The organism is Acidicapsa ligni, assembly GCF_025685655.1.
Classification (GTDB): Bacteria; Acidobacteriota; Terriglobia; order Terriglobales; family Acidobacteriaceae; genus Acidicapsa; species Acidicapsa ligni.
This window is the reverse complement of record NZ_JAGSYG010000001.1, coordinates 1337876-1350888: the sequence shown is the minus strand read 5'-3', so window position 1 is coordinate 1350888 and position 13013 is coordinate 1337876. Positions and strand designations below refer to the sequence as shown.

Here is a 13013-nt window from a genome sequence, read left to right as displayed (position 1 = left end):
CGATGCAGCGCCTTGTCGAACTTGCCTTACGCTATCGTGTTCTGGTTCTGCTGGCGACCGTGTTTGTCGCAGCCATCGGATTCCTCTCTCTGCGCAACCTGCCCATCGACGCGGAACCGGACATCACACCGAATCAGGTCCTGGTACTGACTCGCGCTCCAAGTCTCTCTCCGTTGGAAGTCGAACAGCTCATCTCGTTTCCCGTCGAAACCGCCATGCGTGGCTTGCCCGGAATCACGCGCATCCAGTCCACCTCCAAATACGGACTCTCCTATGTCGCCGTCTACTTCAAAGACGGCATGGACCCGTATTTCTGTCGAACCCTGGTCAATGAACGTCTGCCGCAAGCCAAAGAATCGATCCCCGCAGAAGTAGGCGTGCCCGAGATGGGTCCGATCTCCACTGGCCTCGGAGAAATCTATCAGTTCAAGGTCACTGGCGCGGGACACAGCCCGATGGAGCTGCGAAGCATCCTCGATTGGGACATTGCTCCGAAACTGCGCGGTGTGCCCGGCGTTGTCGAAGTGAACACGCAGGGAGGTGAATTGAAGACGTATGAGGTGGAAGTGGACAGCGACAAGCTGACCGGATACCACATACCGCTGCGCCGCGTCATTGAAGCTCTCTCGAAGAACAATGCGAACGCCGGTGGCGCGTATCTGGAGCGTTCCGAACAGCAGTCTCTTATTCGTGGAGAAGGACTGATCGGCAGCCTGTCCGACATCGAAAACATCGTAGTCGGAAACTCGTCCACTGGCACTCCGATCCTGATTCGGAATATCGCCAACGTCCACTTCGCGCCGATGGTGCGGCGAGGGTTCGCCACACAGGACGGCAAGGGAGAGATCGTCGTTGGCGTCGCCATGATGCTGATCGGAGAAAACTCCCGCGCCGTCGCCATTCGGGTCAAGGACAGTCTGGCCGACCTTCAGAAGACTCTCCCCGAAGGCGTGCGCGTTGAACAGCTCTACGACCGCACGGATCTGGTGAACCGGACGATTCGTACGGTCACTCGGAACCTGATCGAAGGCGGCATTCTGGTGATTGCCGTTCTCCTTCTGCTGTTGGGGAGCTTCAGGGCTGGTGTCGTTGTTTCGCTCGCAATCCCCTTGTCGATGTTATTTGCCTTTATCGGCATGGTGCAGGCGAAGGTCTCGGGCAACCTGATGAGCCTTGGCGCAATCGACTTCGGCCTGATTGTCGATGGCTCGGTGGTCATCATCGAGAATATCCTTCGCCGCCTGCATCAGAAACAACCGGAGGAACAAGCCAGCGATGTGATTCTGTCGGCGGCCCGTGAAGTCGCCAAACCGATCTTCTTTGGAGTGCTGATTATTGTTCTGGTTTACATCCCGATCCTGACGTTGGGCGGAGTCGAGGGCAAGATGTTCAAGCCGATGGCGGCAACGGTTCTGTTCGCCCTGCTCGCTTCGCTTGTCATCGCATTGATCCTGATGCCGGTCCTGAGTTGGTATGTGCTGCGCAACAAAGTGGCCGAGAAACACACATGGCTCATGCGGAAGATGGATCAGTGGTATCGTCCGCTTCTGCAACGAGCCTTGCATTATCCAGTCTGGACCGCAGGGATTGCCGTCGGCATCTTTGCGGTCTCTCTGATCGCCATTCCGTTCCTTGGTGCCGAGTTCATTCCTTCGCTCGATGAAGGCTCCATTCTGGTGATGATGTACCGGGTGCCCGGCATCTCCACCTCCGAGTCCCTGCACGGCAACCAGATCATCGAGACCGTGTTGCGCGAGTTCCCGGAAGTAGCCACGGTCTTCAGTCGCACTGGCAGCCCTGAAGTTGCAACCGATCCGATGGCTATCGACCAAAGCGATGTGTACGTGACGTTGAAGCCCGTGGATCAATGGCCGACAAAGCGCAGCAAAGAGGAACTGATCGATGCGATGCAGAAGCGCCTGCAGGAAGAAGCCCCCGGCGCAGTCTATAGCTTTTCGCAGCCGATTCAGATGCGTATGCAGGAGCTGATGGAAGGCGGCTCGCGTAGCGACATTGCCATCAAGCTCTACGGAGACGATCTGGACACGCTGCGGCGAAAAGCCGACCAGATTGCGGCGGTGGTCAGCAAAGTACCTGGAGCAGCCGATGTCAATACGGAACGGGTAGCCGGGCTGCCTTACCTGCGAATCCGCATCAAGCGCGAAGCTCTCGCTCGTCATGGTCTCGATGAATCGGATGTGCTCGATACCATCGAAGCCATCGGCGGTAAGCCGGTAGGCGAGATCGTGGAAGGAAACCGCCGCTTCACTATGCAGGTGCGCTTCCCGCAGGAACAGCGCGCCAGTTCCGAAGCTATCAGCAATCTGCGTGTCGGCGATGGAGAGGGACATTTCATTCCGCTGGCACAACTCGCCGATATTCAGGACGAGGAAGGCCCTGCACAGATCAGCCGCGATAACGGGCAACGCCGAATCAGTGTCGGAGTGAATGTCCGTGGACGTGATCTGGCGGGTTTTGTGGCGGACGCGCAGAGAGCAGTCGCCGCGAAGGTGACTATTCCAAGTGAATATCAGTTGGAGTGGGGCGGTCAGTTCGAGCAGCTTGAGAGCGCAAGCCAAAGGCTGATGATCGTCGTGCCTGCGGCGCTCACGCTCATCTTCGTCCTGCTCTATCTTAACTTCCAGTCCGCGTTTCCCGCAGTACTGATCTTTCTGAATATTCCCTTGGCCGCGACGGGAGGCATCGTCGCCCTCCTTCTGCGCGGAATGCCGTTCAGCATCTCAGCCGGAGTCGGTTTCATCGCGCTCTTTGGAATCGCTGTTTTGAATGGCATCGTTTTATTGACATACATCCGCGAACTGCACCAGAAGGATCTGCCTATTGAGGTTGCCGTGGAACAAGGTGCGCATACACGCTTACGGCCAGTCCTCATGACTGCACTCGTAGCCAGCCTGGGCTTCATTCCTATGGCTGTGTCTCACGGAGCTGGCGCAGAGGTACAGCGGCCTCTGGCAACTGTTGTTATCGGCGGATTGGTCACTTCCACGCTACTGACACTGCTCGTTCTTCCAGCCCTCTATCTATGGGTTGAAAGACGCAAAGAGTCCAAGTTGATCGGGGACCAGTAGGAGGAATTCTATGAAGGCCAAATCAGAATTATTTCGGAAAGCGACTTCGTATCTCTTCGTGATGTTCATTCTCGGTGAGACGTTCGTTGCGGCGTCGCCCGCTGTGAACGTTCCAGATAAGACAATTGCAACGAAGCGAGCAAGAAATATGTCCATCGTGCTAACGAATGACACTGGCAAATTGACACGGGGCGAAAATCACTTTTGCGTTCTGTTCCAAGGTGGTAATCCAACTAGCGTTAGTAACATCCAAGGGGTTAGCGTGGATTTCAGGTTGCTCGTCGGCAGGCTCCAAGAGGAACCCACAACCGCCCATCTGCGTCAAAATGGCGTGAACCGGTACTGTGGCGACATAACCTTGGGTTCAAAGTATTATCAGCCTTCAAGCTACTACGCTTTTGTGCATTATGTGGAAGCGACCGGGAAGAAGAAAAGCGCTCGACTGCATGTAACAGTGAAGTAGCAGGAATTGACACTGTTTATGGTTGATGCGCTTTTTCGCTAGCTTCCCTCGCTTCGCCGATGATCTCGAACGCTTCCTTGATGACATACAGCCCGATGGCCCCGCCGACAATGAGGTCAATGAAACGGAACCCAGTAAGCAAAATCGTCATACCGGAGAGAATGACCGCGAGGTTGGCTATCACGTCCACTCGGGTGAAGATCCAGGTGGCGCGCAGATGCACTCCTTGATCGCGGTATTTGCCCAAAAGATATAGGACAGTTGCGTTTACCAGAAGTGAGATACTCGCAACACCCATCATGACGTGGCTCTCTGGAGCGCTGCCGAATGCACCTCTGCGGATAGAATCCAACAGGACACCGATACCAAGGATCAGCAGCACTCCGCCACTCACCATTGCAGCCTTCGCCTTAAAGGCCGTACCGCGGTTGAAAGCACTCAATGCGATGGCGTAGGCAACCGCGTCGGCAAACATATCAAGAGAATCGGCGATCAACCCGCTCGACTGACCAATCAGCCCGGCAACCAGGCCAACGACGAACATGGTGGCATTCAACCCCAGAGCGATCGAGAGAACTTGTCGCTGTGCTGGAGAGTCGGTCTTCGCCTCGCAACCGCAGTCGCTCATCTGCACGCACCCTTTCCCGAGGTTTCTTTCACAATACGAGTCCCCATTATCATCGAAGGAAGCCGGGCCATGCGCGACAAAGGCTGCGGATAGACAACATGACCGCGCGCGGTGCAGTGGGTCCTTCTGCTCTTTGAAGTACGCTGTATCTTGCGCTACTTCAAAATACGAACGGTCTGATGAATGGATTCTCTGCTCGCACTGCTTGGCATGGCCATCGTGCTCTTTGCTTCGACCAATATCGATGATGTCTTTGTGCTGATCGGGTTCTTCGCCGACCCGAAGTTCCGTGCGCGAGATGTTGTGCTCGGTCAGTACCTTGGAATTGCTGCTTTGTTTGGCGTGAGCGTGGCAGCATCCCTGCTTTCTCTCGTGTTTCCACGCGCTTATATCGGATTGTTAGGAGTGGTCCCGATTCTGATTGGCGTGAACAAACTCTTCGATCTGTACCGCGAACGCAATGCGACAGAAGAGAGTTTAGAGCACCATGTCAATGCCGGACGTAACGGACGTGCGACAACTGTGGCGCTCGTGACACTGGCGAATGGCGGCGACAACATCGGGATCTATATACCTTCGTTAGCTATCCGGTCACACAAAGAAATTGCCGTGATCGGATTGATATTCATGGTGATGACCGCACTGTGGTGCTTCGTCGCGCATTGGATGGTCAATCACCCAACATTGGGTTCGCCCATTCGCCGGTATGGGCATCGCGTGGCTCCCGTCGTGTTGATCGCACTCGGCGTCCTGATCCTCTATCAAGCAGGGAGTCTCGGGCTGCTGCTCCGCCACGGAGGGCTCTAAAGAATATCTATCGCACGCATCGACAACTGTTGCCCCTATATGTTCCGAAGGACCTTTCCGCAATAAATGTGAGTGACGTGATGCCGAGAGCGATCAGGAAGGTAAGGCTTGCATACATTGGCACAAATTGGAATGCGGCGAGCAGAACATAGAGAGCTACGACAAGAAAAAGAGGGCCGGTCACGTAGCAATGGAGTCGTCCGCACCGGGCAGCATTGGCAAGACATGCTATTCCCATCACTGTGAATGCCGGGAAGCAGAGCCAGATTCGCCCCTGCTGCCAAGCCAATCCGGTCAATACAAGGACCGCAGGTAAATACCAAAGCCTGATTGAGCTTCGACTAACGACGAGATCCTTTGTTGTGCAATTATCCGCGTTCACCCTACATTCCTCCTTTCCTTACTTGCGCGGTATCTCCGGTGTGGAGGGAAAGCCAACATCGGTCGTGGCTTTGACAAGGGCCTGCACGTTGGTTTTGGCATCGTCGTAAGTGACCACGGCCAATTTCTTTTCAAACCTGACATCCACTTTCGAGACTCCCGCGACCCTGTTCAGCGCCTTTTTGACGGTAATGGGGCACGTCGAACAGGTCATACCTGGAACATCGAGCGTAGCCGTGCGTGTGGCGGCCCAGGCTGGGACGGCGAGCAAAAGAGCGGATAGAACAGTGACGGTACACTTGAAAGTCTTCAAGGTTATTACCTCCTCGATAGCGAACACTCAGTAGAAGAATTTGGCGACATACGGAAATGCGACTGCAACCAGCACAAGCAGAACGGTGATTCCGAACAACAGCTTATAGAGACGACGCGTTCTCGGCAGGGCGCAAACTTCATCCGGTTTGCACGCACTAGCAGATCGGAAGATACGGCGCGCTGCAAAGACGAGCGCAATGATAGCTCCCAATAAGAAATAAGGGCGGTAAGGCTCCAGACGAGTCAGATTCCCAATCCACGCACCGCTGAAACCCAGCAGTACAAGAACTAAAGGTCCGAGGCAACAAGTCGAGGCAAGGATTGCCGCAGCACCTCCGGCGGCAAGAACGCCATAGTCGGTCTTTTGACCTTTGTTCATCCTGGCTCGCTCATAGACGTGACACCAGGAGCCGACGCCTCGTATAAGGCCCGTTTGATGATATTTGCGGAGGGAATCCCGGATCGCCGCCCCTCCGCATCGGAGTAGGTCCGGCAGCCAAACCCGAATGTCTGTAGCCCACGAACATCCGGTTCAATATCTAAATCATCAATGCGAATGCTTGGTGAGCCAAGAAAACCCACCTTTTGGGCCATCGCTGCATCTGTGACTTCTATCTCATCAACCGGCACATTGATTTGTTCGGAACGTAATATCTGCTGAACCTGCTTTACAACTGGCTCGTGGTTCGGGCATCCCTTGAAATATAAGATCTCGATTTTCATGTCAACTCTTTCTCGCACCCGACTCAAGTTCTTCGAGAACTGGACATTCCGCAGGGCAGCTTTTCATCAGTGCCGCGCTGCACTGCTTCTGGGCCTTTGTCAGCCGCGATTCAATCCGTTTCAACTCCGCGATCTTCTCCTTCACCTGGCCGATCTTTGCCGCGATCAGGTCATGTACGTGGGAGCAGCCATCTCCCTTGCTGTTCTCAATGACCAAGAGCTCTCGTATCTCCTGAAGAGAAAAGCCGAGATTCTGGGCGCGGCCCACGAACTGAAACCGCTCCACATCCCGGTCGTCATAGACCCGGTATCCTCCTGAGCTACGCGGAGGTGCATGAACCAGCCCCTGCTTCTCATAGAAGCGGATGGTGTCTATGCTCAGTCCCGTGCTCTGTGCGACCTGACCGATCTGCATCTCGCCTTCCTTGCTGAATCCAGCATAAAGTCTGGAGTGTACTCCAGAGTCAAGTCGTGGGAGGAGACTCGATGTTTCCTCCCACGAGGCCGCTGAAGGCTGGATTGATCTCCCCGGACTAATGTGTAGCGACTTGGTTCTTTGCGTGTAGCTGTCCTTTCCGTAGTGCGCGTTCCTTCATCATGACGAAGAAGACGGGTACAAGGATCAGGACGTGGATGGTGGAAGTAATCATGCCGCCGACGATAGGCGCGGCAATCGGCTTCATGACGTCGGAGCCGATGCCGGATTCCCAAAAGATCGGGACCAGGCTGGCGAGAACGGCGCAGACGGTCATGAGCTTTGGCCGCAAACGATGAACGGCGCCTTCAATGGCTGCCTCTTCCACATCGGCATTCGTCAATGCCTTGCCGGATTGCAGCTTGTGTTCGAGAGCTTCATGAAGATACACCACCATGACCACGCCGGTCTCCACTGCGATCCCAAAGAGCGCGATGTAGCCGACCGCCACCGCGACACTGAAGTTGTAGTGAAGCAGCCATTGCAGGAGCAACCCTCCACTCATCGCATAGATGGTTGGGAAGATGAGGACAAGCGCTTCAGCTACCGAGTGAAAGACAAGGTATAGCAACAGGAAGATCACGAAGAAGACGACTGGAAGTATCAGTTGCAGACGTTGTTTGGCGCGTAGTTCCAGTTCATATTCTCCCGACCATTGGAAGGTGTAATTTGCAGGCAAGGCGAGTTTGTCATGAATCAGTCTGTCTGCCTGTGCGACGAAGCCGCCGTAGTCGGAGTTTTTGAGATCGATGTAGATGTACCCCGTCAGCGCACCGTCTTCGTCCCGAATCATGGCAGGCCCATGCGTGAATGAGATCTTCGCTACTTGCCCCAGAGGAATCTGTGCCCCGGATGGAGTACCGACGAGGACTCCACGCATCTGCTCGACATTGTCACGGAAGTCTCTCTGGTAGCGGACATTGATCGGATAGCGTTCGCGGCCTTCGACATTTTCCGCAATATTTTGCCCGCCGATGCCAGATGAAACCGCTGTCTGAATGTCCGCAATGGTGAGACCGTAACGGGCAGCCTCCTCCCGATTCACATCGACATTGACATAAAAACCCTGCGCGACCTTCTCAGCAAAGACGGATCGCACCTGCGGAAGCCCAGAGAGAACAGTCTGGAGCTGCGAAGCCAGGTGCTGAATGCCGTCGACATTCGGCCCCTGCACCTTCATGCCCAGCGGAGTTTTGATGCCGGTCAGCTCCATGTCCAGGCGATTTTCGACCGGGCTCGTCCAGGTATTCGAGAGTCCCGGAAACTGGAGTTTCTCATCCATCTGCTGAATGAGCTTTTCGTAGGTCATCCCGGCGGGCCATTGCTCCCGTGGTTTGAGCATGAGTGTCGTGTCATACATATCGAGTGGCGCATTGTCAGTTGCACTGTCTGATCTGCCAACCGCGCCGAATACGCTGGCCACTTCCGGGAAGCTGCGAAGGACGCGATCCTGCTGTTGCAGGAGTACCTTCGCCTGCTCAATGGAGATGCCGGGGAGAGCAGTCGGCATATAAAGCGCGGAACCTTCAAAGAGGGCAGGCATGAACTGGCTGCCCAAACGTGTTGCAAGCGGAAACGTGACCAGCAGAAAGATCAGGTTGACCCCAATGGTGAGCCAACGATGGCGAAGACAGAACTTCAGGATGGGCAGGTAAATTGCCTGTGTGACACGCGAGATGGGATTCGCATTCTCCGGTTTGAGCCGCCCTCGAATCAGCAAGACCATCAGGACTGGCACGAGGGTAATGGCAAGAATGGAAGAAGATCCGATCGCCAGGGTCTTGGTCCATGCCAGCGGACGGAACATGCGCCCCTCCTGCGCTTCGAGCAGGAAGACCGGCATAAAGGAAACGACGATGATAATCAACGAAAAGAAGAGTGCCGGACCAACCTGCTTGGCCGAGTTGATAAGAATCGTCTGCCGCTCTGATTCGGATACCGGGCTTGGATCGTTTTCCTGCCGTTCTGAAAGATGGCGATAGCCATTTTCAACCATCACAATCGAGGCGTCGACGAGCACACCTATCGCTAATGCAATGCCACCCAGCGACATGATGTTCGAGCTCACTCCTAGCCAGTACATAGGAATGAAAGACATCAGCACCGCGATAGGCAAGGCGATGATTGCAATGAGTGCAGAACGGAAATGAAACAGGAAGATGATAATGACGAGGCTGACGATAATGGCTTCTTCGGTCAAATCACGCTGGAGCGTTTTGATCGAAGCCTCGATCAAGTCGGAGCGATCGTATCCCGTCATGATCTGGACACCGGGCGGAAGAGACGGGGCGATCTCACGCAATTTCTGCTTCACTCCGTTGATGACGTTCAGCGCGTTCATGCCCTGACGCATGACGATAATCCCGCCAACGGTTTCTCCATCTCCATGCCACTCGGCAACTCCTTCGCGGATGTCTGGGCCGAAGCTCACCGTTCCCAGGTCGCGTATCAGGACAGGTGTCCCATTTTTGCTGCCGACGGCAACCGTAGCGAGGTCGTCCAGCGAGCGCAGGTAGCCGAGGCCGCGGATCATGTAGTCCGCGCCGCTCAGGTTAAGAACGCGACCGCCGACCTCATTCGTGCTCATCTTCACCTTGTCGATGACGGCAGAGAGAGGGATGCCGTAGGCAAGGAGTTTGTTGGGATCAAGTTGTACCTGATATTGCTTGACGAAACCACCGATACTGGCTACCTCGGCAACTCCGGGCACAGTCTCCAGCGCATAGCGCAGATGCCAATCCTGTAAGCTGCGCAGGTCGGCAAGACTGCGTTTGCCGCTCTTATCGACGATGGCATACTCATAGACCCAGCCCGCGCCCGTCGCATCGGGACCAATCGAAGGATGCACGTTCTCGGGTAAACGCCCACTGATCTGTTGCAGGTACTCGATAACCCGCGAGCGCGCCCAGTAGAGGTCCGTGCCGTCCTCAAAAACGACGTAGACGTAGGAGTCGCCAAGCATGGTCTGCGCGCGAACGGCTTTGACATGCGGAGCCGCCAGCAGACTGGTGACGATGGGATAGGTCACCTGGTCCTCGATGACATCGGGGGGCTCACCTGCCCAACCCGTGTGAACGATGACCTGCACATCCGAGATGTCGGGCAGTGCGTCCAGCGGTACATGCTGTAGCGACCAGATTCCGGTAAGGGTAAGTAGCAGTACAGCAGTAAAAACGAGAAAGCGATTGCGTGCGCAGATTTCGATGATTTTGGAAAGCATTACATGCCTCCTGTCGCGTTCACGCGCAATTGCTTGGTTGCGATCAATTGACCGTTTTTCTGTGCGGAGATGGTGACCTGATATGTGCCGCCCGAGCCAAGTGAACCGCTTCCCTCATACATGCCGTTGCCTTTGTCGATGAGTTTGGCATTTGTGTTCATTGCGGCCATTCCCATCGCGGGCATCGCTGCCATATAAAACGTGACCGAAACGTCAGCTCCGGTGGTGGGCTTTCCATCTGCGCCTGTAAGTTTCACCCGAAAGACGTTGCTGCCTTTTTGCGGCGGGTTGGGATCGGTAGTGAAGTCGATGTTTGCCTGTGCAGCAGGTGCATTCGCTGTTGAAGAACTTCCCCCGGAACCCGGTGGGGGTGGCACGAAGGAACCTGCCGCAGCTTGCAACTGACTCTCCGAGTCGATGAGGAAGTTGGCTGAGGTCACGATGGAGTCGTGTGCTTTCAGTCCCTTGAGCACTACAAAGTCATCGCCGACGCGGGGACCGATGGTGATCTCTTTTGGCTCAAGACTGCCGTTGCCATGATTGAGGAAAACCAGTTGCCGTGTGCCGGATTGAAAGACTGCCGAAGCAGGCACGATCAGTTGTCTTCCCAGGCTGGTCTTCAGATCAACATTCACGAACATGCCCGGTTTCAGTTTGAGTCCCGGATTGGCCATCGCCAGCCGAACGCGAACCGTGCGCGTCGCCATATCTACCTGGGGCAGGATCTCTTCGATCTGGCCGGAGAAGGTGCGGCCTGGATACGAATCGACAGTAAGCTGCGCCAAATCGCCAGGCTTTATCCGGCCTATGTCGTCCTGGAAGACTTGGGCGTAGACCCACACGCGCGACAGGTCGGCAACGGTGTAGAGCTTGGTCGAGGGTTCGGCATACATATTGGGTAGAGCATTTCGCTCGGTAATGTATCCCTCAACTGGTGAGTTGATGGTGAGGTCAGTGACCGGTTTGCCGGTCTCCTTGAGCTTTGCGATTTCACTCTCGGGTATATCCCACTGCTGTAATCGCTGTTCTGCCGCGGTGGAAAGTGTAGCCGCACCGTCCGCAACACCATCGACAGTGCTGGCGCTCATGGTCTTCTGGTTCTGCCGTGCCAGCAGATACTCCTGCTGAGTTGCTACGAGGTCCGGACTGTAGATGGTGAAGAGTGGTTCACCTTTTCTGACATATTGATAGGTGGCATTGGCGAAGACTTTGCGGATATAGCCGGGAAAGCGTACCTGCACGTAAGAGAGGAGACGCTCATTGATGTCTACCGTGCCGGTCGCACGAATATCATCACTCAGTTGTTTGTATTCGACCGTGCCGGTCTGCACGCCGATGCTCTGCATCCGCTCGGGTGTGAGTTGCACCGGAACCAGCGGAGTATCCATCTTCATCTCTGGCATGTCGGGCATGGATGGCTTTGCCTCGTCCGCAGCGACAGCCGGACCAGAGGCTACAGGCTGCATCTCCCCGGACATCGGCGACTTCTGTGACATTGGCAGCTTGATTGAATGAGAGCGGAAGGCCCATATCCCTGCGATAGCTGCAAGAACAATGATCCAGACAAGTGAGGTTCTCAAAATGTATTTGTTCATCGCAGTGTCGCTCCTGTCAGAGTTTCGAGATGGGCCAAGGCGGCTTCGTGATCCACGAGGGTCTGCGCGTATTCGAGTTTCAGGTTGAGGGTGTCGGTGAAGTAAGAAAGAACATGAATGAACTCCTCGCGGTTGGAGGCGTAGGCGCTCAATGTCGCTCGAAAGGCTGCGTCGGATTGCGGGATCAGACCTTCCTTGTATTCCTTCAATAGCTCGTCATCGCTGGTTGCTTTGACATAGCCTTGCTGCACCTCTGCGAGTTGCTGTTGCAGATGCGCGTCGAGTGTCCGTTGCGATTCGGAGCGTCTCTCTGTGGCCTCTGCAATCTCTGCATCGACACGCTTCCTGCGAGGAAGACGCACATCGAAGGAGAACATGTAATAGTCCCGGTACTTGCGGTCGGTGTTCTCGTAGAGATAACCGACCTCGAAGTCCGGCTTGCCCTCACGCTTGGCGGACGCCACCTGCGCATCCTGTCTCCGAATGGAGCTTGCATCGACCTGGATCTGGGGGTTGCTCTGCCGGACCATCGCAAGAAGCTCCTCGGAGGTCCGTTGGATCGGAGTAGCGGTCAGGTCTTCCGTAACAATGTCCGGCGAACTCTGATCCCGATTAAGCAGCCCTTTGAGATGGGCCTGTATCTCTCCCATCTGCTGATGGTGCATCGTGATCTCTTTCACGATCTTCGTCCGGTTCACCTGCGCCTGCAGGACATCCTGCTGCATTCCCTGGCCCACTTGATAGTGGGCCGTTGCATCCTGAATAAGCTGGTCAAGCACCGTTTCGTTTTGTCGCAGGATTCCGAGTGTCTGTTGCAGATAAGCCAACTGAAGATAGTCAGCCTTTACCACATCGGCGATGCCGGACTTCGTAACTTCAACCTCGGCTTGCTTGGTGTCAGCATCACGATCGGCTACGGTCCCTCGCGCCCGCAGTTTCCCTGGATAGGGCAATTCCTGCGACGCTCCGACACCGATGTAGGAAAAGTCGCTGTTGGTGTACCCAGCAAACGGCTTCGGGCTGCCCACACTGAACTGCTGGTAGGTGAACTTCGGGTCCGGCAACGTAGTCACCTGCGGTGCCATTTGCCGGGCCGCTCGCACGCCATAATTGGCGGCGGAGATTTGTGGGTTGTTTGCCCCGGCCTCAGCTAAAAGCTGGGACAAGGGTGTGGGAGTGCTCACCTCCGGCGTCTGCCCAAAAGCAGAAAACGCGGCGGTCAGCACAAGCGTGGCGGTCAACAAAGGGACCACGTTCATACGGAAGCTCCAATCTCAAATGCAGTTCATGGCAGTCGCCAAAACGCGCAGACAAGTG

General features: G+C 55.4%; 11 protein-coding genes. 3 read left to right on the top strand and 8 right to left on the bottom strand.

What is annotated here, in order from left to right; translation table 11 throughout:
- Positions 1 to 2 precede the first annotated feature (2 nt).
- Both OHL19_RS05455 and OHL19_RS05450 read left to right on the top strand, forming a co-directional pair.
- Positions 3 to 3089 carry an efflux RND transporter permease subunit gene (locus OHL19_RS05455; RefSeq protein WP_263356598.1) on the top strand — a complete coding sequence of 1029 codons (3087 nt, stop codon included), beginning with the start codon at positions 3 to 5 and terminating at the stop codon, positions 3087 to 3089.
- Positions 3090 to 3099: 10 nt separating this feature from the next.
- Positions 3100 to 3552, top strand: a complete 453-nt coding sequence (locus OHL19_RS05450; protein ID WP_263356597.1) for a hypothetical protein — start codon at positions 3100 to 3102, stop codon at positions 3550 to 3552.
- Positions 3553 to 3568: 16 nt separating this feature from the next.
- Here the strand turns inward: OHL19_RS05450 and OHL19_RS05445 are convergent, their stop codons facing one another.
- Positions 3569 to 4180, bottom strand: a complete 612-nt coding sequence (locus tag OHL19_RS05445) for a cation transporter (RefSeq protein WP_263356596.1) — start codon at positions 4178 to 4180, stop codon at positions 3569 to 3571.
- A 183-nt stretch (positions 4181 to 4363) separates the two neighbouring features.
- Here OHL19_RS05445 and OHL19_RS05440 point away from each other — a divergent pair, with 183 nt between their 5' ends.
- A complete protein-coding gene (locus OHL19_RS05440; RefSeq protein WP_263356595.1) occupies positions 4364 to 4987 on the top strand; it encodes a cadmium resistance transporter in 624 nt (207 codons plus the stop codon).
- A gap of 400 nt (positions 4988 to 5387) precedes the next feature.
- Here the strand turns inward: OHL19_RS05440 and merP are convergent, their stop codons facing one another.
- The 7 genes from merP to OHL19_RS05405 form a co-directional block, all read right to left on the bottom strand.
- Complete coding sequence (merP, locus tag OHL19_RS05435) at positions 5388 to 5681, bottom strand: mercury resistance system periplasmic binding protein MerP (RefSeq protein WP_396126639.1); 294 nt, start codon at positions 5679 to 5681, stop codon at positions 5388 to 5390.
- 27 nt (positions 5682 to 5708) lie between these two features.
- The gene (merT, locus tag OHL19_RS05430) at positions 5709 to 6062 is read right to left on the bottom strand and encodes a mercuric ion transporter MerT (protein ID WP_263356594.1); all 354 of its coding nucleotides are present in this window, start codon (positions 6060 to 6062) and stop codon (positions 5709 to 5711) included.
- A complete protein-coding gene (locus OHL19_RS05425; RefSeq protein ID WP_263356593.1) occupies positions 6059 to 6406 on the bottom strand; it encodes a DUF2703 domain-containing protein in 348 nt (115 codons plus the stop codon). The genes merT and OHL19_RS05425 overlap by 4 nt, the downstream gene beginning before the upstream one ends.
- Position 6407: 1 nt before the next feature.
- Positions 6408 to 6821, bottom strand: a complete 414-nt coding sequence (locus tag OHL19_RS05420; protein WP_263356592.1) for a heavy metal-responsive transcriptional regulator — start codon at positions 6819 to 6821, stop codon at positions 6408 to 6410.
- 118 nt (positions 6822 to 6939) lie between these two features.
- Complete coding sequence (locus OHL19_RS05415) at positions 6940 to 10101, bottom strand: efflux RND transporter permease subunit (RefSeq protein ID WP_263356591.1); 3162 nt, start codon at positions 10099 to 10101, stop codon at positions 6940 to 6942.
- Positions 10101 to 11696, bottom strand: a complete 1596-nt coding sequence (locus OHL19_RS05410) for an efflux RND transporter periplasmic adaptor subunit (RefSeq protein ID WP_263356590.1) — start codon at positions 11694 to 11696, stop codon at positions 10101 to 10103. The genes OHL19_RS05415 and OHL19_RS05410 overlap by 1 nt, the downstream gene beginning before the upstream one ends.
- Positions 11693 to 12955 (bottom strand): TolC family protein, encoded by a 1263-nt coding sequence (locus OHL19_RS05405; protein ID WP_263356589.1) that lies wholly within the window; start codon positions 12953 to 12955, stop codon positions 11693 to 11695. Before OHL19_RS05405 ends, OHL19_RS05410 begins: the two co-directional genes overlap by 4 nt.
- Positions 12956 to 13013 lie beyond the last annotated feature (58 nt).

What these genes read in the sequence shown, in the direction of transcription:
- OHL19_RS05450 (WP_263356597.1), top strand. Translation starts at nt 3,100, where the DNA reads ATGAAGGCCAAATCAGAATTATTTCGGAAAGCGACTTCGTATCTCTTC.
- OHL19_RS05405 (WP_263356589.1), bottom strand. Translation starts at nt 12,955, where the DNA reads ATGAACGTGGTCCCTTTGTTGACCGCCACGCTTGTGCTGACCGCCGCG.
- OHL19_RS05410 (WP_263356590.1), bottom strand. Translation starts at nt 11,696, where the DNA reads ATGAACAAATACATTTTGAGAACCTCACTTGTCTGGATCATTGTTCTT.
- OHL19_RS05455 (WP_263356598.1), top strand. Translation starts at nt 3, where the DNA reads ATGCAGCGCCTTGTCGAACTTGCCTTACGCTATCGTGTTCTGGTTCTG.
- merT (WP_263356594.1), bottom strand. Translation starts at nt 6,062, where the DNA reads ATGAACAAAGGTCAAAAGACCGACTATGGCGTTCTTGCCGCCGGAGGT.
- OHL19_RS05440 (WP_263356595.1), top strand. Translation starts at nt 4,364, where the DNA reads ATGGATTCTCTGCTCGCACTGCTTGGCATGGCCATCGTGCTCTTTGCT.
- OHL19_RS05415 (WP_263356591.1), bottom strand. Translation starts at nt 10,101, where the DNA reads ATGCTTTCCAAAATCATCGAAATCTGCGCACGCAATCGCTTTCTCGTT.
- OHL19_RS05445 (WP_263356596.1), bottom strand. Translation starts at nt 4,180, where the DNA reads ATGAGCGACTGCGGTTGCGAGGCGAAGACCGACTCTCCAGCACAGCGA.
- OHL19_RS05420 (WP_263356592.1), bottom strand. Translation starts at nt 6,821, where the DNA reads ATGCAGATCGGTCAGGTCGCACAGAGCACGGGACTGAGCATAGACACC.
- OHL19_RS05425 (WP_263356593.1), bottom strand. Translation starts at nt 6,406, where the DNA reads ATGAAAATCGAGATCTTATATTTCAAGGGATGCCCGAACCACGAGCCA.